Origin of the sequence: Hahella sp. HN01, assembly GCF_018986435.1 — a bacterium.
Classification (GTDB): Bacteria; Pseudomonadota; Gammaproteobacteria; order Pseudomonadales; family Oleiphilaceae; genus Hahella.
Genome location: NZ_JAHMIN010000012.1, coordinates 130,691 through 151,041, shown reverse-complemented (window position 1 = coordinate 151,041; position 20,351 = coordinate 130,691). Strand labels below are relative to the sequence as shown.

15 protein-coding genes are annotated in these 20,351 nt (G+C 52.4%); 14 read left to right on the top strand and 1 reads right to left on the bottom strand.

Going from position 1 to position 20,351, the window contains the following annotated elements:
* Nucleotides 1–61: 61 nt before the first annotated feature.
* Complete coding sequence (locus KP814_RS13765) at nucleotides 62–967, top strand: OmpA family protein (protein ID WP_371824060.1); 906 nt, start codon at nucleotides 62–64, stop codon at nucleotides 965–967.
* A gap of 140 nt (nucleotides 968–1,107) precedes the next feature.
* On the top strand, nucleotides 1,108–2,322 hold the full coding sequence (locus tag KP814_RS13760; RefSeq protein ID WP_127969249.1) for an argininosuccinate synthase: 1,215 nt from the start codon (nucleotides 1,108–1,110) through the stop codon (nucleotides 2,320–2,322).
* Between the two features lie 104 nt (nucleotides 2,323–2,426).
* Here KP814_RS13760 and KP814_RS13755 read toward each other — a convergent pair whose 3' ends face one another.
* Nucleotides 2,427–5,597 carry an Ig-like domain-containing protein gene (locus KP814_RS13755; protein ID WP_216737298.1) on the bottom strand — a complete coding sequence of 1,057 codons (3,171 nt, stop codon included), beginning with the start codon at nucleotides 5,595–5,597 and terminating at the stop codon, nucleotides 2,427–2,429.
* A gap of 471 nt (nucleotides 5,598–6,068) precedes the next feature.
* Between KP814_RS13755 and KP814_RS13750 the strand changes: the two genes are divergently transcribed.
* The 12 genes from KP814_RS13750 (at nucleotide 6,069) to KP814_RS13695 (ending at nucleotide 20,351) form a co-directional block, all read left to right on the top strand.
* Nucleotides 6,069–7,592 (top strand): fumarate hydratase, encoded by a 1,524-nt coding sequence (locus tag KP814_RS13750; protein ID WP_216737297.1) that lies wholly within the window; start codon nucleotides 6,069–6,071, stop codon nucleotides 7,590–7,592.
* A 97-nt stretch (nucleotides 7,593–7,689) separates the two neighbouring features.
* Nucleotides 7,690–8,028 (top strand): 4a-hydroxytetrahydrobiopterin dehydratase, encoded by a 339-nt coding sequence (locus tag KP814_RS13745; protein ID WP_011398741.1) that lies wholly within the window; start codon nucleotides 7,690–7,692, stop codon nucleotides 8,026–8,028.
* Nucleotides 8,029–8,073: 45 nt separating this feature from the next.
* Nucleotides 8,074–8,928 carry a formyltetrahydrofolate deformylase gene (gene purU / locus KP814_RS13740; RefSeq protein ID WP_216737296.1) on the top strand — a complete coding sequence of 285 codons (855 nt, stop codon included), beginning with the start codon at nucleotides 8,074–8,076 and terminating at the stop codon, nucleotides 8,926–8,928.
* Nucleotides 8,929–9,091: 163 nt separating this feature from the next.
* On the top strand, nucleotides 9,092–9,520 hold the full coding sequence (locus tag KP814_RS13735) for a CBS domain-containing protein (RefSeq protein ID WP_216737295.1): 429 nt from the start codon (nucleotides 9,092–9,094) through the stop codon (nucleotides 9,518–9,520).
* 315 nt (nucleotides 9,521–9,835) lie between these two features.
* The gene (gene gyrA / locus KP814_RS13730) at nucleotides 9,836–12,475 is read left to right on the top strand and encodes a DNA gyrase subunit A (protein WP_216737294.1); all 2,640 of its coding nucleotides are present in this window, start codon (nucleotides 9,836–9,838) and stop codon (nucleotides 12,473–12,475) included.
* A 61-nt stretch (nucleotides 12,476–12,536) separates the two neighbouring features.
* Entirely contained in the window at nucleotides 12,537–13,622 is a 1,086-nt protein-coding gene (gene serC / locus KP814_RS13725; RefSeq protein ID WP_216737293.1) for a 3-phosphoserine/phosphohydroxythreonine transaminase, read from the top strand.
* 3 nt (nucleotides 13,623–13,625) lie between these two features.
* Complete coding sequence (pheA, locus tag KP814_RS13720; protein ID WP_216737292.1) at nucleotides 13,626–14,723, top strand: prephenate dehydratase; 1,098 nt, start codon at nucleotides 13,626–13,628, stop codon at nucleotides 14,721–14,723.
* Nucleotides 14,724–14,833: 110 nt separating this feature from the next.
* Nucleotides 14,834–17,050, top strand: coding sequence for a bifunctional prephenate dehydrogenase/3-phosphoshikimate 1-carboxyvinyltransferase (locus tag KP814_RS13715; protein WP_216737291.1), 2,217 nt, complete (start codon nucleotides 14,834–14,836; stop codon nucleotides 17,048–17,050).
* Nucleotides 17,047–17,736, top strand: a complete 690-nt coding sequence (gene cmk / locus KP814_RS13710; RefSeq protein WP_216737290.1) for a (d)CMP kinase — start codon at nucleotides 17,047–17,049, stop codon at nucleotides 17,734–17,736. Before KP814_RS13715 ends, cmk begins: the two co-directional genes overlap by 4 nt.
* A gap of 135 nt (nucleotides 17,737–17,871) precedes the next feature.
* A complete protein-coding gene (gene rpsA, locus KP814_RS13705) occupies nucleotides 17,872–19,551 on the top strand; it encodes a 30S ribosomal protein S1 (protein ID WP_216737289.1) in 1,680 nt (559 codons plus the stop codon).
* Between the two features lie 108 nt (nucleotides 19,552–19,659).
* Entirely contained in the window at nucleotides 19,660–19,956 is a 297-nt protein-coding gene (locus KP814_RS13700; RefSeq protein ID WP_011398732.1) for an integration host factor subunit beta, read from the top strand.
* Nucleotides 19,957–20,066: 110 nt separating this feature from the next.
* Nucleotides 20,067–20,351: a lipopolysaccharide assembly protein LapA domain-containing protein gene (locus KP814_RS13695; protein ID WP_216737288.1), complete on the top strand. Its 285-nt coding sequence runs from the start codon at nucleotides 20,067–20,069 to the stop codon at nucleotides 20,349–20,351.

Here is a 20,351-nt window from a genome sequence, read left to right as displayed (position 1 = left end):
CCCGCGCCGGGCCGATAATATCGTTAATGTATGTTGTGATCACCGTGTTAGTGAGATTATCGTGCGCAAACTAACAATCGCCTCCATGATCGCCCTTTGCGGGGCTGCTCCAACCCAGGCCATGACTTTTTCGGCTGGCATTGAGAAAAGTCAGTGGTATTTATCTTCCTCCATATTTGAGTGCGCGTTGACGCATAACATTCCGCAGTACGGTAGGGCGGTGTTCTACCGGGAGGCGGGAGAGTCACTGAGATTCTATCTCGACACCTCGCGCAACCCTATGCGCGAAGGCGAAGCGGCTCTGGTGCTGGAAGCGCCCCGTTGGCGTCCTGGCATTAGCGTCCGAGACTTGGGTTACGTGGCTGTGTTGGACAAGCCGCACCCCATTACCGTGGATAATCCCAAAGCAGAGCAAATGATGGACAGCCTGCTGGAAGGGATGATGCCGACCTTTACGCGTCGAGCGCGTTTCAATGACGACACCGTCAGAGTGGAGGTTTCTTCCATCAACTTTTCCCGTTATTACGAAGACTATCTATCCTGTGTTTCCGGGCTGTTGCCTGTGAATTTTCGTCAGGTTGAACGTACAGCGGTATTTTTCAAGCTGGATGAGTCTGTGCTGACGGATCAGGATAAAAGAGAGTTGGACAAGGTGGTCTTGTACGTGAAGGCTGACCCTTCTGTGACGGCGATTTTCGTCGACGGACACACAGATTCCACTGGGCGTAGAATTTATAACCGCCGGCTTTCTAAAGATCGGGCGGAAGCGGTGACCGCCTATCTGACGGAGAAGGGCGTGACCTCCGAGAAAATCACCACCCGCTATCATGGCGAGCGTTATCCTGTGGTTAAAAACGCTGGCCCCAAAGAGCTGGCTCGTAATCGTCGCGCCACGGTCAGGCTGGAAAGAGGAACGCAACCGCCAGCTAAAGATGACGTCCTGGATATTTCGACAGAAGAGCTTTAATAACGCTCCATTTTTAACCAGTCCCCATAATCTGCGCCTCGCCCTGAATGGCGTGCGCGCAGTCACCTTGCTCAGCCATAGAAAACTTTGTACGAAGGGCCTAGAATAACCGCCTTTCGTAATCTCTTGGGAGCATCGTCATGTCTAAGGTCAACAAAGTCGTGCTCGCCTACTCGGGCGGGTTGGACACCTCGGTAATCGTTAAGTGGCTGCAAGAAAACTATAACTGTGAAGTGGTGACCTTTACTGCTGATATCGGTCAGGGTGAAGAGGTTGAGCCGGCTCGCGCCAAAGCGGAAAAGCTTGGCGTCAAACAGATCTTCATTGAAGACCTGCGCGAAGAATTCGCACGTGACTTTGTTTTTCCAATGTTCCGCGCCAACACTATTTATGAAGGCGAGTATCTGCTGGGCACTTCTATCGCGCGCCCCTTGATCGCCAAGCGTTTGGTGGAGATCGCCAACGAGACTGGCGCTGACGCTATTTCTCATGGCGCCACCGGAAAAGGGAATGATCAAGTGCGCTTTGAGCTGGGCGCTTATGCGTTGAAGCCAGGCATTAAAGTGATCGCGCCCTGGCGTGAGTGGGATCTGACCTCAAGAGAAAAGCTGCTGACCTATTGCGATACTCATGACATTGCGGTGGAAAAGAAGAAGGGCAAATCTCCTTATTCCATGGACGCCAACCTGCTGCACATTTCTTATGAGGGCGGCATTCTGGAAGATCCTTGGGCGGAAGCGGAAGAAGATATGTGGCGCTGGTCCGTATCTCCTGAGGCGGCGCCGGATCAGGCGACCTATCTGGAACTGACTTATAAAAATGGCGATATCGTCGCCATCGACGGCGAAGCCTTGGCGCCGCACGAAGTCATCGAGAAGCTAAACAAGATTGGCGGCGCTAACGGAGTGGGACGTCTCGATATCGTTGAGAACCGCTATGTGGGGATGAAGTCCCGCGGCTGCTATGAAACGCCAGGGGGAACCATCATGCTGCGCGCGCACCGCGCCATTGAGTCCATTACTCTGGATAAAGAGTTGGCTCACCTGAAAGACAGTCTGATGCCCAAATATGCTGAGCTGATTTACAACGGTTACTGGTGGTCGCCAGAGCGTCTTGCTCTGCAGAAATTGATCGACGAGTCACAGCAGCATGTCAATGGCGTGGTGCGGGTTAAGCTCTACAAAGGCAACGTGGTTGTCGCGGGACGTAAGTCTGAAGATAGCCTGTTCGACGACCGTATCGCCACTTTTGAAGATGACGGCGGCGTATACAATCAACGCGACGCCGAGGGCTTTATCAAGCTGAATGCGTTGCGCATGCGCATTGCCGCCGATAAAGGCCGTAGCATGAAATAGCGCCGGACTCGGTCCAAAATAAAAAAAACCGCCTGAATGGCGGTTTTTTTATGTCTGTCCAGCAGCCCTCCTCGCAACGGAGGGCGCTTTCTTTGTTGCTTGCCTTAGTTGCTAAGGTTTAACTGTTTGTTGGTTCTGGCTTGATAGTTCGCCTCTGTCTCCAGGCCGGTCGTTTCACCCGCCAATGCTGCGGTGGTGTCTACAGCAGCGGATGAGATTTCACCGCCCAGCGTGAAGAATGCGATGGATTCCGTTACGCCTTCAGCAAATGATGCTTGGCGGCGCTTAGTTTCTGCGGCTACGTCTGGGTAAGACGAGGACTCCGACGATGAGACGATCGGCAGTACGTACATAGCATGAGAACCATAGCTGAGGCGGCTGATTAATGTGTCAGGCGAGCCTGAGGGCGCTGCAGCGTCAAGCGTATTAGTGGCGCCCATTTGCTCGGCCAGTTTGTCCACGCCGGATAACAAGTCTGGATAAGGGGTTCCAAAGCTGGTTGTCAGCTGGGTGGTTTCCGTCTCAATAACATTGGTTTGATCGCTAATGTAGCCAACTTGCGCGTTGCCGTTCACGTCAGGGCGTCCCGCCAATTCAATTATCAATACGCCTGTATCGTCAGCGGAAGTTTGGTAATTCCCGCTATAGTTAACCGACGTATTCAAGTTGTCAGCGAAGCTGATAGGGTCAACGGCGTCCAGCGCAGCCTGAAATACTCCCAGGAAAGTTTCATAACTGGTAGTTCCCTGGGCGATTCCGGCTGCGGACAAGCCGCCAATAATGGTGGGTGCGAATGATGGCGAATTCTCCAGCATGCGTACAATGCCTGAGGCCGGGGTTAATAACGCTGCGGCTTTAATGTTGTCCATTGGCGTGCTGTTGGCGACGGCGACAAACGGCGTGCCAATAAGTGTCCCTAATGAGTGACCCATAAAGAACACATTGTTGTTATCCAGATCGCCTGCATTGAAATCTGTGCCGTCTCCATCCAGGTCAATCGAGCTGATGGTCTGTCTCAGGTTTAGCAGGTCGATAACGCCTTGGCGATTCTTGTCGCGGCTATTGATAAAGCCAGTCAAGTTGATAAACAGACTGCCGGACGAGCCCGAGGCGCTGGCAGGGTCAAAGTTCATTGCTATCGCTTGTTGCGCTGCGTTGGCGGTGTAATCGAAGTGACGTTCGTTATCCGTGTGGGCGATGCCAGGGATGGTGCTGCCGGCGTTGGCGACAGTGTTCTCAAATGAGGCCAGCGCTAGAATGGCTGCGTTAAGGCTCGCATCTCCGCTTGAGCCGCCAGCTAAAACGCTGTTAATGATCGTTTGAGCTGTCGCCGCATCGACAGAGGCGGCCGCCATCACGAAACCAAGATTAAGCTGGCCATCCACTACTGCTTGGTTATTTGTGTCATTTGGGGCGAGTGATGCTGGTAGTCCGCTCTCTTGGCCTGCAGCCAAGAGCGTTGCAGCCAGGCCAAGCTTTTTCGCAGTCGAAGCGGGGGCTACGCCATGTACGACTTGATCAATCGCGATCGTGGCGAAACACTTTTCAGCCAAAGCTGTTCCGATTGACAATGCTGCGCTCCGATCTGTGGTAATACCGTGTTGGAATATCACGGTTTTCAGCGGAGGCGGGCAGTCAGTGGTGTTGTTTGGATAAATCGCTAACCAAGGGATGGATAATGCATCAACTCCGCTAGTGGTGGTGTCTGCGTCAGTCTGCTGTGGAAATGGGAAGACGTAGTTGACCACGGAAGAGGTTGCGTCACGAGTGGTGGTATCCCCTTGCGGTAATGCCAATCCTGCGGAGCTAAAGGCTGTATTTAGAGCGTCCGCCAATGCTTTGTTTGCCGTCCATGTGCTGGACTGAATTGTCGATCCGTCGGAGTCGGATGGAACGCCCAGGTAATACGGTACACCAATGGTTCCTTGTGACACCATTGGTGTGATGCCATTGGTGTTGTCCAGTAAAGAGCTGGTTAATGCGGAAACCAGATTTACCGGTGTGCTGGAGCCGCTATTCGTCACTGTGCGCGCTTTTGGGGTAGGTAAAAGTGCGGAAAAGCTGGAGGTTAATGCTGTAGCTGCGCAACCTATCGCTGTGGCGCCTGTGAGGCCGTCACAACCAAATGGTGGAGCTGCGCTGAAAATAGGGCTGAAAGCCGCCTTTTGTGCGGTGGTTGGGAATGCAGTAACCGCCGCGTCTGCAGCAATTTTTATGTCAGAGTAGTCTACATCTGAATCGCTATCTACGCTTGTACCTGCCGTTATCACTGCTTTGGCGGCGCTGATGCGAATAAAGCCTGTTAATTGGTCGTTAAACCACTCCGCAGGGTTAGCTATGTACTCCATTACCTTCTCGTCCCCAGAGGTGGTGAAAGAGTAGGTTAGCGCTATATTGTTGACAGAAAGCGGGTTCATGCTCAGAGCGGAGCGCGTCGTGTTATTCAGTGTGAAGTAAGTTTCCGCAACAGGCTCCCAGAAGCTGTTAATAATGGTGCGCACAGGCTCAAGCTGGGAAGAGGGCAGATTGCCGCTACCGGTTAACAGGTAATAGTTGGGATCCATAGATATGGCTTGCCCTGTGGCGTCCTCAACTTCGTTGGTGACTATGACTAAATAGCGGGTCTTGGGCTTGAGGGGTTTGGTCGGTTGAATTCTTAAAGTGCTGGCGCCAGATAGCTCGATGACAGAGGCTTTGATGGCTGGCGCATCCGCTATTGCGGCGCCAAGAATAGCGGCTGCGGTAGCGGGGTCGCTTTCAGCGGACGCCAATAGTGCTCCGGCTGCTAAAGGTATAGTCGGCGGTTCAGAAATGGTTAAGCCCTGAATCGGTTCCCCGCTGGCATAGGCCAGCTCAAGTAAGAAAACGTTTTGATTAGGATTGGGGACCAGGCTTCCGCCGGAAGAAATAAACGAGTCGGTGCTTAAACTGCCGCCATCAAGCTCGCCGGAGAATGATATGTCGATGGGAGCGATGGTGGAAGCGCCGCTTAAAGACCCTAAAGCCGCGAGGACAGGATTGGCTGTAGAATCTGAAAAAGTGCCGTCTGCCGCGGTCTGGTCAAGTAGAAGATCGTTGGGAACGGGGACCAGGCTTGCGATAGGGTTGAATAGTGGCCAAATTTTGCCCTCAAACTGCCCCTCTAATGAGTCAGGCAAATCCCCATCAAATTCATTTTGCGCGCCAGCATTAGCATTGCCGCCGCCGTTGCCTCCACACCCCGATAAAGTGACCGCCGACGCTACCGCCAGACTGAGAAAGGTTTTCTTGAACATAGGTAGGACCTTCTTCCTTTTATTATTGCTTTCAGAATGTTCCCGGCGTGACTGAATTATTCGCTCCAGTTCTGCGCCAAAAAAGTTTTATCAGCATAGGTTAGATTTCATCGGCCTGAAAGCCGTGAAATCATACGCCGCACAATAAAATAAGCCTTTCGCCCGATGTGTTGGCGTCATCAGGGCGCAGGCATTTGGTGATTTTCTCATGCATCGTCAGGAGTTTAGCTCATTTTTTCTATGAGCGGACTCCCTAATTCACAAATGGGAAAAATAGATTAGGCCCAGTCCTTAGGGCTACGGTTGCAAAGGCGCTGTATTCGTTAACAGTTTAAGGCTGAACTTGGGGGGCGAATTAGGTACAATTTCCGCCTAAATCAAATAAGGCGGGCACTTGGCGTCCTTTGGGAGGCGTCGCTGTCAGCCAAAGCTGTGACTACTCCAAGAACCATGTAACAAGAGAGTGCGTGCATGACCACCGTGATCCGTCAAGACGATCTCATCGACAGCGTATTCGACGCGCTGCAGTTTATCTCCTACTACCATCCCGTCGACTTTATCAAAGCGGTTCATGCTGCCTATGAGCGCGAAGAGTCCACCGCCGCTAAAGATGCGCTGGCGCAAATTCTGATCAACTCCCGTATGTGCGCGGAAGGGCGTCGCCCCATCTGTCAGGATACCGGCATCGTGACGGTGTTCCTGAACATCGGAATGGATGTGCAGTGGGATGCGGATATGAGCGTCGAGGATATGGTAAATGAAGGCGTACGTCGCGCCTACCTGCACCCTGACAATATTCTGCGGGCGTCCGTCTTGGCTGATCCTGATGGCGCGCGCAGAAACACGAAAGACAATACTCCCGCCATTATTCATATGAAGGTCGTTCCTGGCGACAAAGTGGACGTGCACGTCGCGGCGAAAGGCGGCGGCTCTGAAGCAAAATCCAAGTTCGCCATGCTGAACCCGTCTGATTCTGTTGCAGAGTGGGTGCTGGAGCAGGTGCCGAAGATGGGCGCCGGCTGGTGTCCGCCTGGAATGTTGGGTATCGGTATTGGTGGAACCGCCGAAAAAGCAATGGAATTGGCCAAAGAGGCGTTGCTTGACCCTATCGACATTCAGGACTTGCAAGCGCGTGGCGCAGCTAACCGCAGCGAGGAGTTGCGTCTGGAGCTTTTCGAGAAAGTAAATGCGTTGGGCATCGGGGCGCAAGGCCTGGGTGGTTTGACGACGGTGCTGGACGTTAAGGTAAAAGACTACCCGACCCATGCCGCCAATAAGCCCGTCGCTATTATTCCCAACTGTGCGGCGACCCGCCATGCGCATTTCGTGCTCGACGGMAGCGGGCCTTCTCTGCAAACGCCCCCTAATCTGGATGAGTGGCCGGAAATCACCTGGGAGGTCGGAGCCAACGTTAAGCGTGTGAATATGGACTCGATCACTCGCGAGGAAATTGCGTCCTGGCGTCCCGGCGATACCGTGCTTCTGTCAGGAAAAATGCTGACGGGCCGCGACGCTGCGCACAAGAAAATGGTGGATATGCTCGCACGCGGCGAATCCTTGCCGGTGGATTTGAAAAATCGCTTCATTTATTACGTGGGCCCTGTGGACCCCGTGGGCGATGAAGTGGTTGGGCCTGCCGGGCCAACGACATCCACGCGGATGGATAAGTTCACTCGCACTATGCTGGAGCAGACCGGTCTTATGGGTATGATCGGCAAAGCTGAGCGCGGCCCTGTGGCGATTGAAGCGATTCGTGACAATAAGGCTGTCTATCTGATGGCTGTGGGCGGCGCAGCCTATCTGGTTTCTAAAGCAATCCGTTCTTCCAATGTCGTGGCCTTCCCTGAGTTGGGAATGGAGGCGATCTACGAGTTCGAAGTAAAAGATATGCCGGTTACCGTGGCGGTGGATGTAAATGGCGAGTCTGTGCATCAAACTGGTCCAGCGGAATGGCGTAAGCGCATTGCGGAAAGCGCTGTGAAAATAGTCGGCTAAGATAAATGTTGGCGATCTTTTTCTTGTGGAGTTAGGCTACAGCGACGCTGGGGCGAGCGCTCCGGCAAACGCTTAATTCAAAACAAGGAGAAAAAGCATGAGCGATACAATTCCAAGCTGCGAGGCCTGTAGACCTGACGCTGAAAAGGTGGATCCAGCGAAACTTGAGAAGTACTTGAGTCAGGTGCCCGAGTGGCGTTTGGAAGAGCGTAACGGCGTGCAAATGATCAGCCGCGACTACAAATTCAAAAACTTCGCTTTGGCGTTAGAGTTCACCAATAAGGTTGGCGCTATTGCTGAGGAAATTAACCACCACCCTGAACTGGTGACCGAGTGGGGTAAGGTCAGGGTTACCTGGTGGAGTCATACTATTAAAGGTCTGCATGAGTTGGACTTTGCGATGGCTAAGCGGTGCGAAGCAGTCTTTAACGCATAGAGGTCTGTCGCGTCCCGCTGGCGTCTCACAGCTGGTAGGAAAATAATGGAAAGAACATATCGACTGGTAATCGCCTGTCCTGATCGGGTCGGCATTGTTGCGAAAGTGACCACATTTCTGGCTACTTATAATGGCTGGCTGACCGAAGCGAGCCATCATTCGGATCCAACCAACGGCTGGTTCTACATGAGGAATGAGATAAAAGCGAGTTCGCTCCCTTTTGATCTGAACTCATTTCGCATAGCGTTTGAGCCTATCGCCCGGGAGTTCCAGATGTGCTGGCATGTGGCGGATTCGCAGCAACCCAAGCGTATTGTTCTGATGGCGAGCAAGGAGTCTCACTGTCTGGCGGACTTGCTGCATCGCTGGCATGCGAAAGAAATGGATGGAGAGATTGTCGGGGTTATCTCCAATCATGATGACTTGCGTCGCATGGTGGAGTGGCATGACATTCCCTATTATCACGTGCCGGTGGATGCAGATGACAAGTCCGTCGCATTCGCTGAGGTGGAGCGATTGGTGGATGCGCTGGATGCGGAGGTCGTCGTTCTTGCGCGCTACATGCAGATTTTGCCGCCGGAGCTGTGCGACAGGTACACGGGGCGCATCATCAATATCCATCACAGCTTCCTGCCGTCGTTCGCGGGCGCCCGTCCATACCATCAAGCGTACAAGCGTGGCGTCAAGTTGATCGGCGCAACCTGTCATTACGTCACTCAGGATCTGGATGAAGGTCCAATTATTGAGCAGGATGTGATCAGGGTGAATCACAGTGACACCATTGAAGACATGGTGCGGCTGGGGAAAGATGTGGAGAAGCAAGTGCTTGCGCGAGGCTTGCGTTATCACCTGGAGGACCGGGTGATTGTTCATGAGAACAAGACCATCGTATTTGAATAAGGTCATTATTGACTGACATCAAACCCGGGGCGTTTGCTCCGGGCTCATGAGTTGGCGTTTCAGGTATATGGGCGTATCTTTAAGGTATCAGCGTAATTAAAGGAAGACGCTGACAGGGCGGTTAACAATAACCATCAGCAAATGCCTGCCTTAGGAGAGTCCCATGTTGCGATCCGTGAAAGTGCGCGATTATATGACCACCAATTTGGTTGTATTTTCCCCTGAAACAGAACTGTTTGAAGCCATTCATAAACTTCTTAAAAACAGTATTTCCGGCGCCCCTGTCGTAGATGGTAGGGGGAATCTTGTGGGGATGTTGTCGGAAGTGGATTGTCTGAAAAGCATCCTGAGTGGTAGTTATTACGACTACGAATCTCTGGGCGGCACTGTTGCTGAGTATATGACCGTGGATGTGGATGTCGTCGGGCCGGAGGAGGACATTCTTGCTGTCAGTGAGCGCTTCATTAATGATCGTCGGCGTCGCTTTCCTGTAGTGGAGGAGGGGAAGTTGGTGGGGCAAATCAGTCGTAAGGATGTGCTGCGCGCTGTTGCGGACTTTGTCGCCCCTCAGCGGTTTCATCAGTCGGCCTGACTCGCTAAAAAGAGTGGCGCGCGCTGGCTGATGTGCGCCGCCAAGCAGCCTCTCCCGTTGCTGGATGGAGAGCTTTTTTGCGCCTAAAAAATATCTTATTCTCGCCCTAATTAACTTCGTTGCCGCCGCCTTCTATGCTAGACTTGACCGCTTGTGGCGCAGCCCTTGGTCGAGTAAAGAGTGTGCGATTACATGCCGCTTGAACTGACTCCCCGCCGGGTTCAACGACTGCAAGACGAGCGAACCAGGGTTTGGACAGACTGTGGGTAGAACAAGAACCGAACTATCCTTTCTAGAATAGGTTATTGCTATATTATGGCTGAACTCGCCAAAGAAATACTTCCCGTCAATATTGAAGATGAACTGAAACAATCCTACCTCGACTACGCGATGAGCGTTATCGTAGGCCGTGCCTTGCCGGACGCGCGAGACGGCCTTAAGCCGGTGCATCGCCGCGTTTTGTTTGCGATGAACGAGTTGGGGAACGATTGGAACAAAGCCTATAAGAAATCCGCCCGTGTGGTCGGTGACGTCATCGGTAAATATCACCCCCATGGCGACTCCGCCGTATACGACACCATTGTGCGTATGGCGCAGCCATTCTCGCTGCGATACACCCTGGTGGACGGGCAGGGCAACTTCGGCTCCATCGACGGCGATAGCGCAGCGGCAATGCGTTATACGGAAATCCGTATGGAGAAGATCGCCCATGAAATGCTGGCCGATCTCGATAAAGAAACGGTCGACTTCGCCCCTAACTACGATGGCTCTGAGCAGATTCCCGTCGTACTGCCGACCAAAGTGCCCAATCTCCTAGTGAATGGGTCCTCAGGCATCGCGGTAGGGATGGCGACGAACATTCCTCCTCATAACCTGACCGAAGTGGTCAACGGATGCCTCGCTTACCTGGATAACAGCGACATAACCATCGATGAGTTGATGGAATTTATTCCAGGTCCTGACTTTCCCACTGCCGCCATCATTAATGGTCGCGCGGGGATTTTGGAGGCGTACCGCACTGGCCGAGGCCGGATTTATATTCGCGCTCGCTATGAAATTGAGCAGGATAAGAAAACCAGTAAGGAAACGATTGTCATTACTGAGATTCCTTATCAGGTTAACAAGGCCAAGCTGGTTGAGAAAATCGCTGAGCTGGTCAAAGAGAAAAAGGTTGAAGGCATCACCGAGCTGCGTGATGAATCCAGTAAGGAAGGGATGAGGGTCGTTATTGAGTTGCGTCGCGGCGAAAACGCGGACGTACTCATGAACAACCTGTTCGCCCTTACGCCATTGGAAACCGTATTCGGCATCAATATGGTCGCCTTGATTAATGGCGAGCCCAAGCTGCTGAACCTGAAAGACTGTATTGAATGTTTCGTACGTCACCGTCGTGAAGTGGTTACGCGCCGGACCATTTACGAGTTGCGTAAAGCTCGTGAGCGCGGCCACATCCTGGAAGGTCAGGCGGTTGCGCTGGCGAACATCGACCCGGTTATCGCTGTTATCAAGGCTTCTTCCACTGGCGCGGAAGCCAAAGAGCGTTTGATGGCGCAAGGCTGGTCTCCGGGGGCTGTGACAGGCATGCTGGAGCGCGCAGGCGAAGACGCCTGTCGTCCTGATGACTTGGCACCTGAATTTGGTCTGCGTGATGGCCTGTATTTCCTGTCTGAAGTGCAGGCGCAATCTATTCTGGACTTGCGTCTGCAAAAGCTGACTGGTCTGGAAATTGAAAAAATTAACGACGAGTACCGCAGCATCATCGAGCAAATTGCTGAGTTGCTGGAGATTCTGCAGAATCCAGAGCGTCTGATGGAGGTTATCCGTGAAGAACTGGAAGCTGTCCGCGAAGAATTTGGCGACGCTCGCGTAACGGAAATTACCGCTTCCAAGCGAGATCTTACGATTGCTGACCTGATCGCCGAAGAAGACATGGTGGTTACGTTGTCTCACAAAGGCTACGCGAAGACTCAGCCGCTGGAAGCGTATCAGGCGCAGAAACGAGGCGGCAAAGGTAAGGCTGCGACGGCGATTCGCGACGAAGATTTTGTCGAGAAGCTTTTGATCGCCAGCTCTCACGATACGATATTGTGTTTCACCTCTCACGGTAAACTGTATTGGCTTAAGACCTATGAAATTCCTCAGGCAAGCCGTACTGCCCGTGGTCGTCCGATCGTAAATATTCTGCCGCTGGCGGAAGATGAGCGCATCACTACCATGTTGCCGGTGCGTGAATACGCGGCTGATCACTATGTGTTCATGGCCACCCGTCAGGGGACCGTCAAGAAAACGCCATTAGAGAACTTCTCGCGTCCTCGCAGTAGCGGCTTGATCGCTTTGGCGCTGGATGAAGGCGATATGCTGATCGGCGCAGCCATTACCGATGGTAAGAAAGACGTCATGCTGTTCAGCAGCAGCGGTAAAGCCATTCGCTTCAATGAAGACGACGTGCGACCAATGGGGCGCACCGCTCGCGGCGTTAGAGGTATTCGTATGGCGGAAGGGCAAACTGTCGTTTCCCTTATCATTCCGCAAGAAGATGCATTCATCCTTACTGCAAGTCGTAAAGGCTATGGTAAGCGGACTGCGGTGTCGGAGTTCCCTGTATACGGGCGTGGAGGCCAGGGTGTTATCGCTATCCAGTGTTCTGAACGGAATGGCGACCTGGTAAGCGCGGTGCAGGTAATCAGCGGCGATCAGCTTATGTTAATCAGTAACCAGGGAACATTGGTGCGGACTCGTTCGGACGAAGTCTCTATCGTCGGAAGAAATACTCAGGGCGTGCGATTGATCCGTCTGTCTGAATCGGAAGACTTGGTTGGCGTAGAGCGGATTGCAGAGCCGGAGGAAGACGAAAATGACTTCCAGGGCGAAGAAGGTGAAGGCGCCGAAGCCATTGGTAGTGATGAGTTGGACTCTGGCGAATCAGGTGAGGAAGGCTCCGAGGCGGAAGAATAACTTTCGCTTCGGTTGGCTTGTCTGAGAAGTTTATTTGACCAAATACCGGAGAGCGGCCTGTATGGCTGATAGAAAGTTTAATTTTTGCGCGGGCCCTTCCGCGCTGCCTACGGAAGTGTTATTGCAGGCTCAGGCGGAACTGCTCGATTGGCGGGGTAAAGGTCTGTCAATTATGGAGATGAGCCATCGCAGTGACGATTTTGTCTCTGTGGCGGTTGAGGCGGAACGCGACTTTCGCGAACTGATGTCCGTGCCTGACAATTACAAGGTTCTCTTTGTGCAGGGTGGCGCTGCGACCCAGTTTGCGTCAGTGCCGCTTAATCTGCTGAAGCTTGGCGCTGAAGCGGATTATATTGACACGGGTATTTGGTCGAAGAAGGCGATTGCTGAAGCGGGGCGCTACCTTAAGGTGAATGTTGCCGCGTCAGCTAAAGATAATGGCTATTCCCGCATTCCTGCTCGCAGTGAATGGCGTTTGAGTGAAAGTGCAGGTTATGTGCACTACACGCCGAATGAAACGATTGGCGGCGTTGAGTTTCTCGATATTCCTGATGTGGGTGATAAACCCTTGGTGGCGGATATGTCTTCCACCATATTGTCCCGTCCTGTAGATATCAGTCGCTTCGGGGTGATATACGCTGGCGCGCAGAAGAATATTGGGCCCGCTGGCCTGACGCTGGTTATCGTGCGAGAAGACTTGCTGGGGTATGCTTCCGACAGCCTGCCCACCATGCTGAACTATAAAGTGGCCAGTGAAAATGACTCCATGGTCAACACTCCGCCTACTTTTTCCTGGTACTTGGCTGGCCTGGTATTCAAGTGGCTGAAAGGAAAAGGGGGGGTGCAGGCTATGGAAGCGATTAACTGCCGCAAAGCTGACAAGCTCTATTCATATATAGACGACAGCGAGTTTTACGCGAACCCGATAGACCTGTCTTGCCGCTCATGGATGAATGTGCCTTTTACCCTGAAAGACGACAGCCTGGATCAGAAGTTTCTGCAAGAGGCGGAAGAGGCTGGTTTGCTTAATTTGCAAGGGCATCGTTCTGTTGGAGGGATGCGCGCCAGTTTGTATAACGCATTGCCGGAAGAGGCGGTGGATGCGCTGGTTGGGTTTATGCAAGATTTCGCCGGGAGGAACGCCTGATTCATGACCTCTGAGCAGACCGAACTCGCCAAGCTGCGCGAACGAATAGATCAGATTGACCGTCAACTATTGGCGTTGATTTGTGAGCGGGCCAAGTGCGCGCAAAATGTCGCGGAAGTGAAAATGCGCGGCAATACAGGGCAGGATGTCGTTTTTTATCGCCCAGAGCGGGAAGCTCAGGTTTTACGGAAAATAATGGACGATAACCCGGGGCCGCTGAGTGATGAAGAGGTGGCCAGGCTGTTTCGGGAAGTTATGTCGGCCTGTCTTGCCCTTGAGGCGCCATTGCATATTGCGTTTTTGGGGCCTGAGGGCGCCTTTACTCATGCGGCTGCGCTTAAGCACTTCGGGCATTCCGGTGTCTGTCTGCCTCATTACGCTATTGATGAGGTTTTTCGTGAGGTCGAAGCGGGGGCGGCTCATTACGGCGTAGTCCCGGTGGAAACCTCCAATGAAGGCGTGATCAGCCACACTCTGGATGTGTTTGTTAATTCGCCTCTGCTGATCTGCGGTGAGGTGGAGGTGCGCACTCACCACTTCTTGATAGCCCCAGAACAAGTTGATGCCGCTGATATCAAGGTTGTTTACTCCTTGGCGCAGTCATTTTCTTTGTGCCGGCAGTGGCTGGATGAAAAGTGGCCGGGGGTGGAGCGTATTGCGGTACCCAGCCATGCGGACGCTGTAAAACGGGCGTCTGAGCGTCAGGATGCAGCTGCAGTAGCTGGTGAGCACTGCGCCAGACTGTATGGTATGAAAGTGCTGGCGAAAAATATCGAAGATCATCCTGATCAGATCGCCAGGTATTTGATTATTGGTAAAAATTCGGCTCCGCCAAGTGGGGATGACAAAACATCTCTGATGGTTACCATTCGCGATGAGCCGGGCGCTCTGTACAAGATGCTAGGCGTGTTTCATCGTCAAAATCTGAGCCTGACAAGAATTGATTCGCGTCCCGCCCTCAGTGGCGCACGTCGCTATCACTTCTTTGTGGACTTTATCGGCCATAAAGATCTGCCAGAGGTTGGTGTGGCGATTCAGGAGTTATCCCGGGACGCTCTTGACGTGCGATGTCTGGGGTCGTATCCCAAAGGCGTGCTTTAGGCGCGCCCTCCGCTGGTCTCAGTAGGTTGGCTTTTTTGGTATCTTAGCCCTTGAGGGCGTTTCAATTTATTCTTTATACGGACATGGCTGCCAAGCGCGCCTGATTAACAATGTTGCAATCCCGAGTTAAATGTTTGGCTGTTGTCGGACTGGGTCTGATCGGCGGTTCTTTAGCCAAGGCTGTGAAAGAGCGCAGTTTGGCGGAGAAAGTAATTGGTTATGATCGGCGCGATTCTGAGGCTGCATTAGCCGTGCGTTTGGGGGTTGTTGATGAGGCTGCCCCGGATCTTGTCACGCTTGCTTCACGGGCGGATGTCATTGTTTTGGCGGTGCCGGTTGGCGCGGTCGCTCCAGTGTTGGAGGAAATGAGATCGGCTTTGCGAAGCGATCACATTCTGACGGATGTGGGAAGTGTGAAAGGTGAGATAGAAAAAGCCTTTATCTCTGTATTTGGTGAAATGCCAGCGAATGCTGTGCTGGGGCACCCTATCGCTGGCTCTGAAAAGAGCGGCGTTCAGGCCGCTAATAGTGCTTTGTTTGAGAATCATAAAACCATATTGACGCCGGTTCCGGTAACGGACTCTCATGCGCTGGGAGTGGTGGCGGCTCTGTGGCGCGGCATGGGGGCGGAAGTGCTCTTCATGTCGGTGGCTCACCATGATGAGGTGTTGGCTGCAACCAGTCACTTGCCTCACTTGATCGCTTTTTCGCTGGTCGATACGCTGGCGGGGGCGGATGATAATAAAGAAATATTTCGCTATGCGGCGGGCGGCTTCAGGGATTTTACCCGAATTGCCGCCAGCGACCCGGTGATGTGGCGGGACGTTTACCTGACTAACCGGGATGCGGTGCTGAAAGTGTTGGATGCGTTTGACGCGGATTTAAAAAAGCTGCGCAGCGCTATTGCTGATGGGGACGGACAAACGTTACTTGGTGTGTTCACCCGGGCCCGGGCGGCCCGCGAACATTTCACAAAAATGCTTGAAGGAAAGGCTTACAAGACTGATATGGCTAACAATGTGACCTACGTTGCCGGGAAAGGCGGTCCGGTGTGCGGCGATATTCGCGTGCCCGGAGATAAATCGATGTCCCATCGCTCCATCATGTTGGGTTCGCTGGCGGAAGGCGTTACGGAAATTGAAGGTTTTCTTGAAGGGGAGGACGCTCTGGCCACCCTGCAGGCCTTCCGGGATATGGGTGTCGTCATTGAGGGGCCGGATCGCGGTTCAGTAAGAATAAATGGCGTGGGCATGCACGGCCTGAAACAGCCGCCAGGGCCTCTGTATTTGGGTAATTCCGGAACTTCCATGCGTTTGCTTGCAGGTTTGTTGAGTGGTCAGTCGTTCGATGTTGAACTGACAGGCGATGAGTCCCTGTCCAAGCGGCCTATGGAGCGGGTTGCAAAGCCGCTGCGGGAAATGGGTGCGGAAATCTCCACATCTGAGGGCGGGCGCCCCCCTGTCAAAATTAAAGGCGGCTCCAAGCTTCATGGCATTCATTACGATATGCCTGTCGCCAGCGCCCAGGTTAAGTCCAGTCTGGTTCTCGCAGGTCTTTATGCAGAGGGTGAAACCTCTGTGACGGAGCCTGCGCCTACCCGGGATCATAGCGAGCGAATGCTGCGTGGTTTTGGTTATCCTGTGGATGTGAATGGCCCCAAGGTGACGATTGAGGGCGGCCATAGGCTGAACGCTACCAAAATCGATGTCCCTTCGGATATCTCTTCCGCTGCGTTTTTCCTGGTTGCGGCGAGCATTACTCCCGGCTCGGATCTGACCTTGCGCCATGTCGGTGTCAATCCGACTCGTGTTGGCGTTATTAGTATTCTTAAGTTGATGGGCGCTGATATTGAGTTGTCCAACCATAAAGAAGTGGGTGGTGAGCCGGTGGCTGACATCCGTGTGCGCTATGCTCCTTTGAAAGGGATCCGTATTCCAGAGGACCAGGTGCCTTTGGCGATTGATGAGTTTCCGGTTCTGTTTATCGCTGCCGTGTGCGCTGAGGGAGAAACTGTGTTGAGTGGCGCAGAAGAGCTGCGGGTCAAGGAAAGCGACCGTATTCAAACTATGGCGGATGGTCTGGCGGCGCTGGGAGTTAGTAGCGAAGTAAAAGAGGACGGTATTGTATTGCGTGGCGCGGAAATCGGCGGCGGCGCAGTAGATAGTCATGGCGATCATCGCATAGCAATGGCTTTTGCCGTAGCGTCTTTAAGAGCTACCGGCGCTATTGTTATTAAAGATTGCGCTAACGTCGCTACGTCATTCCCTGGCTTCACTACTCTGGCGAATGAGGTTGGTTTTAATCTTCGGACTGAGGAGACAGCATGAAGGTGAGTTCTGGCATTCCTGTCATCACCCTTGATGGTCCCTCCGGCTCAGGCAAGGGAACCATCGCGCAGCTGACTGCGCGGGCGTTGGGATGGAATATTTTGGACTCCGGCGCATTGTATCGCCTGACCGCCTTGAGCGCTGAGCAGCAATGCGTTGATTTGGCTGATGAAGGCGCTGTAGCGAAAGTCGCTGAAACCTTGGATGTGCGTTTTGAAGCGGGAACTCCCGGTCAGCCGGTGTCCGTTATTTTAATGGGCGACGACGTGACTCTGGAAATCCGGACGGAAACCTGTGGCGCTATGGCCTCGCGGGTGGCAGCGTACCCTATGGTGCGCGCCGCTTTGTTGCAGCGGCAGCGGGACTTTCAGTCCGCGCCGGGGTTGGTGGCGGACGGGCGAGACATGGGGACGGTCGTGTTTCCTGACGCTCCATGTAAGATATTTATGACTGCAAGCGCCGAAGTAAGGGCGCGGCGAAGATATGATCAGTTGAAGCAGCAAGGCGAGAGTGTTAAAATTTCGCACCTTTTAAAAGAGATAAAGGAACGCGATGAGCGTGACACGAATCGGTCAAACGCTCCTTTGCGACCTGCGGATGACGCCGTAGTCCTTGATACTTCTGACTTTTCGGTGGATGAGGTGTTGGAGAAAGTACTCCAGATCTGGTCTTCCCGTCAATCCTGAGTGTCCATCACTACGGTAAATTAATTAACCGGTGATCTTTTTTCGGGAGTATGCCAGTAATGCCCGGAATAAGATTTTAATCGAACAGACCGTGCTTGCTGGCCGCGCGGATGAAAATGTTCAACAGGAAACACAATGAGCGAGAGCTTTGCTGAGCTTTTTGAAGAAAGTTTAAAACAAATTGATATGAAACCCGGCTCTATCGTTAAGGGCGTAGTGGTTGATATCGATGAAGACTGGGTTACTGTAAACGCAGGCCTTAAGTCCGAGGGTGTAATCCCTGTAGCACAGTTCCTGAACGAGAAAGGGGAACTGAATCTGCAAGTCGGCGACGAAGTTGAGGTTGCTCTCGACGCAGTTGAAGACGGCTTTGGCGAAACCCGCCTGTCTCGCGAAAAAGCGAAGCGTGCGGAAGCCTGGAAAGATCTTGAAAAAGCTTTCGAAGCAAACGAAGTTGTTAACGGCGTTATCAACGGCAAGGTCAAAGGTGGTTTCACTGTTGAACTGGGCGGCATCCGCGCATTCCTTCCTGGTTCCTTGGTAGATGTGCGTCCTATTCGCGACACTGCGCATCTGGAAGGAAAGGATCTCGAATTCAAAGTTATCAAGCTGGATCAAAAGCGTAACAACGTAGTTGTTTCACGCCGTGCGGTTCTGGAAGCGGAAAACAGCGCTGAGCGCGACGCTCTGCTGCAAACTCTGCAGGAAGGTATGGAAGTCAAAGGTATCGTTAAGAACCTGACTGACTACGGCGCATTCGTTGATCTGGGTGGTGTTGACGGTCTGTTGCACATCACTGACATGGCTTGGAAGCGTATCAAGCATCCTAGCGAAATCGTTAACGTTGGCGACGAAATCACCGTTAAGGTGTTGAAGTTCGATCGTGAGCGTAACCGCGTATCTCTGGGTCTGAAACAGCTGGGCGAAGATCCATGGGTTGCTATCAAAGAGCGTTACCCAGAGAACACCCGCGTTACTGCGCGCGTTACTAATCTGACTGACTACGGCTGCTTTGCTGAGTTGGAAGAAGGTGTTGAAGGTCTGGTTCACGTTTCAGAAATGGATTGGACCAACAAGAACATTCACCCATCCAAAGTTGTTCAACTGGGCGACGAACTGGAAGTGATGGTTCTGGATATCGACGAGGAGCGTCGTCGTATCTCTCTGGGTATCAAGCAGTGTCACGCTAACCCATGGGAAGAGTTCTCCGGCAATTTCAACAAGGGCGACCGCATCTCCGGTAAGATCAAGTCTATTACTGACTTCGGTATCTTCCTTGGTCTGGAAGGCGGCATCGACGGTCTGGTTCACCTGTCCGACATTTCTTGGAACGAGCCAGGCGAAGAAGCTGTTCGCAAGTACAAGAAAGGCGACGATCTGGAGACTGTGATCCTGTCTATCGATCCTGAGCGTGAGCGTATCTCTCTGGGTATCAAGCAGCTGGAAAGCGATCCGTTTGCTGAGTTCACTCAGTTGAATGAGAAAGGCTCTATCGTTACCGGTACTGTTAAGTCCGTTGACGCCAAAGCTGCTGTGATCGCTCTGAACGACGAAGTTGAAGCAACTTTGAAAGCGTCTGAAATCAGCCGCGATAAAGTTGAAGACGCTCGCAACGTGCTGAAAGAAGGCGACGAAGTTGAAGCGAAAATCATCAGCGTTGACCGTAAAAACCGCGTGATCAACCTTTCAATCAAGTCCAAGGACATTGATGAAGAGAAGCAGGCGATTCGCGATGTCAAAGAGAAGCAAACTGAAGCTCAAGGTCCGACCACTATCGGTGATCTGATCAAAGAGCAATTGCAACAGCAACAGTAATTTCTCTTAGATATATTCTCTAAAAAAACGGGCTATATGCCCGTTTTTTTTGTGTTTTTTTAAATCTTTAACTACACTTCTGACGAAGGCTACGATAAGGAAGCTTCTATGACCAAATCAGAGTTAGTCGAGATTATTGCGCAAAAACAACCACAACTTTCGATAAAAGACGTTGAGCTCGCGGTTAAAACGATCATAGAGTACATGTCACAATCTCTGTCCCAGGGGCAGCGCATAGAAATACGGGGATTCGGCAGTTTTAGTCTCCATTATCGCGCTCCACGGGTAGGGCGTAATCCCAAAACAGGTGAGACTGTCCATCTTCCTGCGAAGTATGTACCGCACTTCAAGCCTGGTAAGGAATTGAGAGATGAGGTTAACGCAAGTCTCAAGGCCGGTTATTAATCGCCGGCGTCAAACCGCTAATTAATTGTAAGTGCACGTTTTTCTATGCCTGACATCAAATCCAGGTATGGTAAGATAGTGCACCCAATTAGACCGGTTCGGGTGCGCTAATGTCCAAGCTTAAAAAAATCTTTTTGCTATGCCTTATCTTCCTGATGGTGATTGTTGGTGTAGTATTTGTGCTGCTGAATAATTCCAAGTTGGAGCTAGACCTCTTCTTCTACCACACGGGGCCTGTGAATGTTTCCATTCTGATCGGGTTGGCGTTTGTTGTAGGGTTTCTATTGGGGATGGCGGTAACTAGTTTGACCGTTCTGAAGTTGAAAATTTTCGGTAAAAAAGGGCGTGATCGCGCCATAAAGTCATCTACGCAGGTTGTCGCCAGCAAATCATAA

Coding starts and splice junctions, on each gene's coding strand:
- serC (WP_216737293.1), top strand. CDS start 12,537: ATGGCTGATAGAAAGTTTAATTTTTGCGCGGGCCCTTCCGCGCTGCCT.
- rpsA (WP_216737289.1), top strand. CDS start 17,872: ATGAGCGAGAGCTTTGCTGAGCTTTTTGAAGAAAGTTTAAAACAAATT.
- KP814_RS13745 (WP_011398741.1), top strand. CDS start 7,690: ATGAGCGATACAATTCCAAGCTGCGAGGCCTGTAGACCTGACGCTGAA.
- purU (WP_216737296.1), top strand. CDS start 8,074: ATGGAAAGAACATATCGACTGGTAATCGCCTGTCCTGATCGGGTCGGC.
- KP814_RS13735 (WP_216737295.1), top strand. CDS start 9,092: ATGTTGCGATCCGTGAAAGTGCGCGATTATATGACCACCAATTTGGTT.
- cmk (WP_216737290.1), top strand. CDS start 17,047: ATGAAGGTGAGTTCTGGCATTCCTGTCATCACCCTTGATGGTCCCTCC.
- KP814_RS13700 (WP_011398732.1), top strand. CDS start 19,660: ATGACCAAATCAGAGTTAGTCGAGATTATTGCGCAAAAACAACCACAA.
- KP814_RS13715 (WP_216737291.1), top strand. CDS start 14,834: ATGTTGCAATCCCGAGTTAAATGTTTGGCTGTTGTCGGACTGGGTCTG.
- KP814_RS13695 (WP_216737288.1), top strand. CDS start 20,067: ATGTCCAAGCTTAAAAAAATCTTTTTGCTATGCCTTATCTTCCTGATG.
- gyrA (WP_216737294.1), top strand. CDS start 9,836: ATGGCTGAACTCGCCAAAGAAATACTTCCCGTCAATATTGAAGATGAA.
- pheA (WP_216737292.1), top strand. CDS start 13,626: ATGACCTCTGAGCAGACCGAACTCGCCAAGCTGCGCGAACGAATAGAT.
- KP814_RS13760 (WP_127969249.1), top strand. CDS start 1,108: ATGTCTAAGGTCAACAAAGTCGTGCTCGCCTACTCGGGCGGGTTGGAC.
- KP814_RS13755 (WP_216737298.1), bottom strand. CDS start 5,597: ATGTTCAAGAAAACCTTTCTCAGTCTGGCGGTAGCGTCGGCGGTCACT.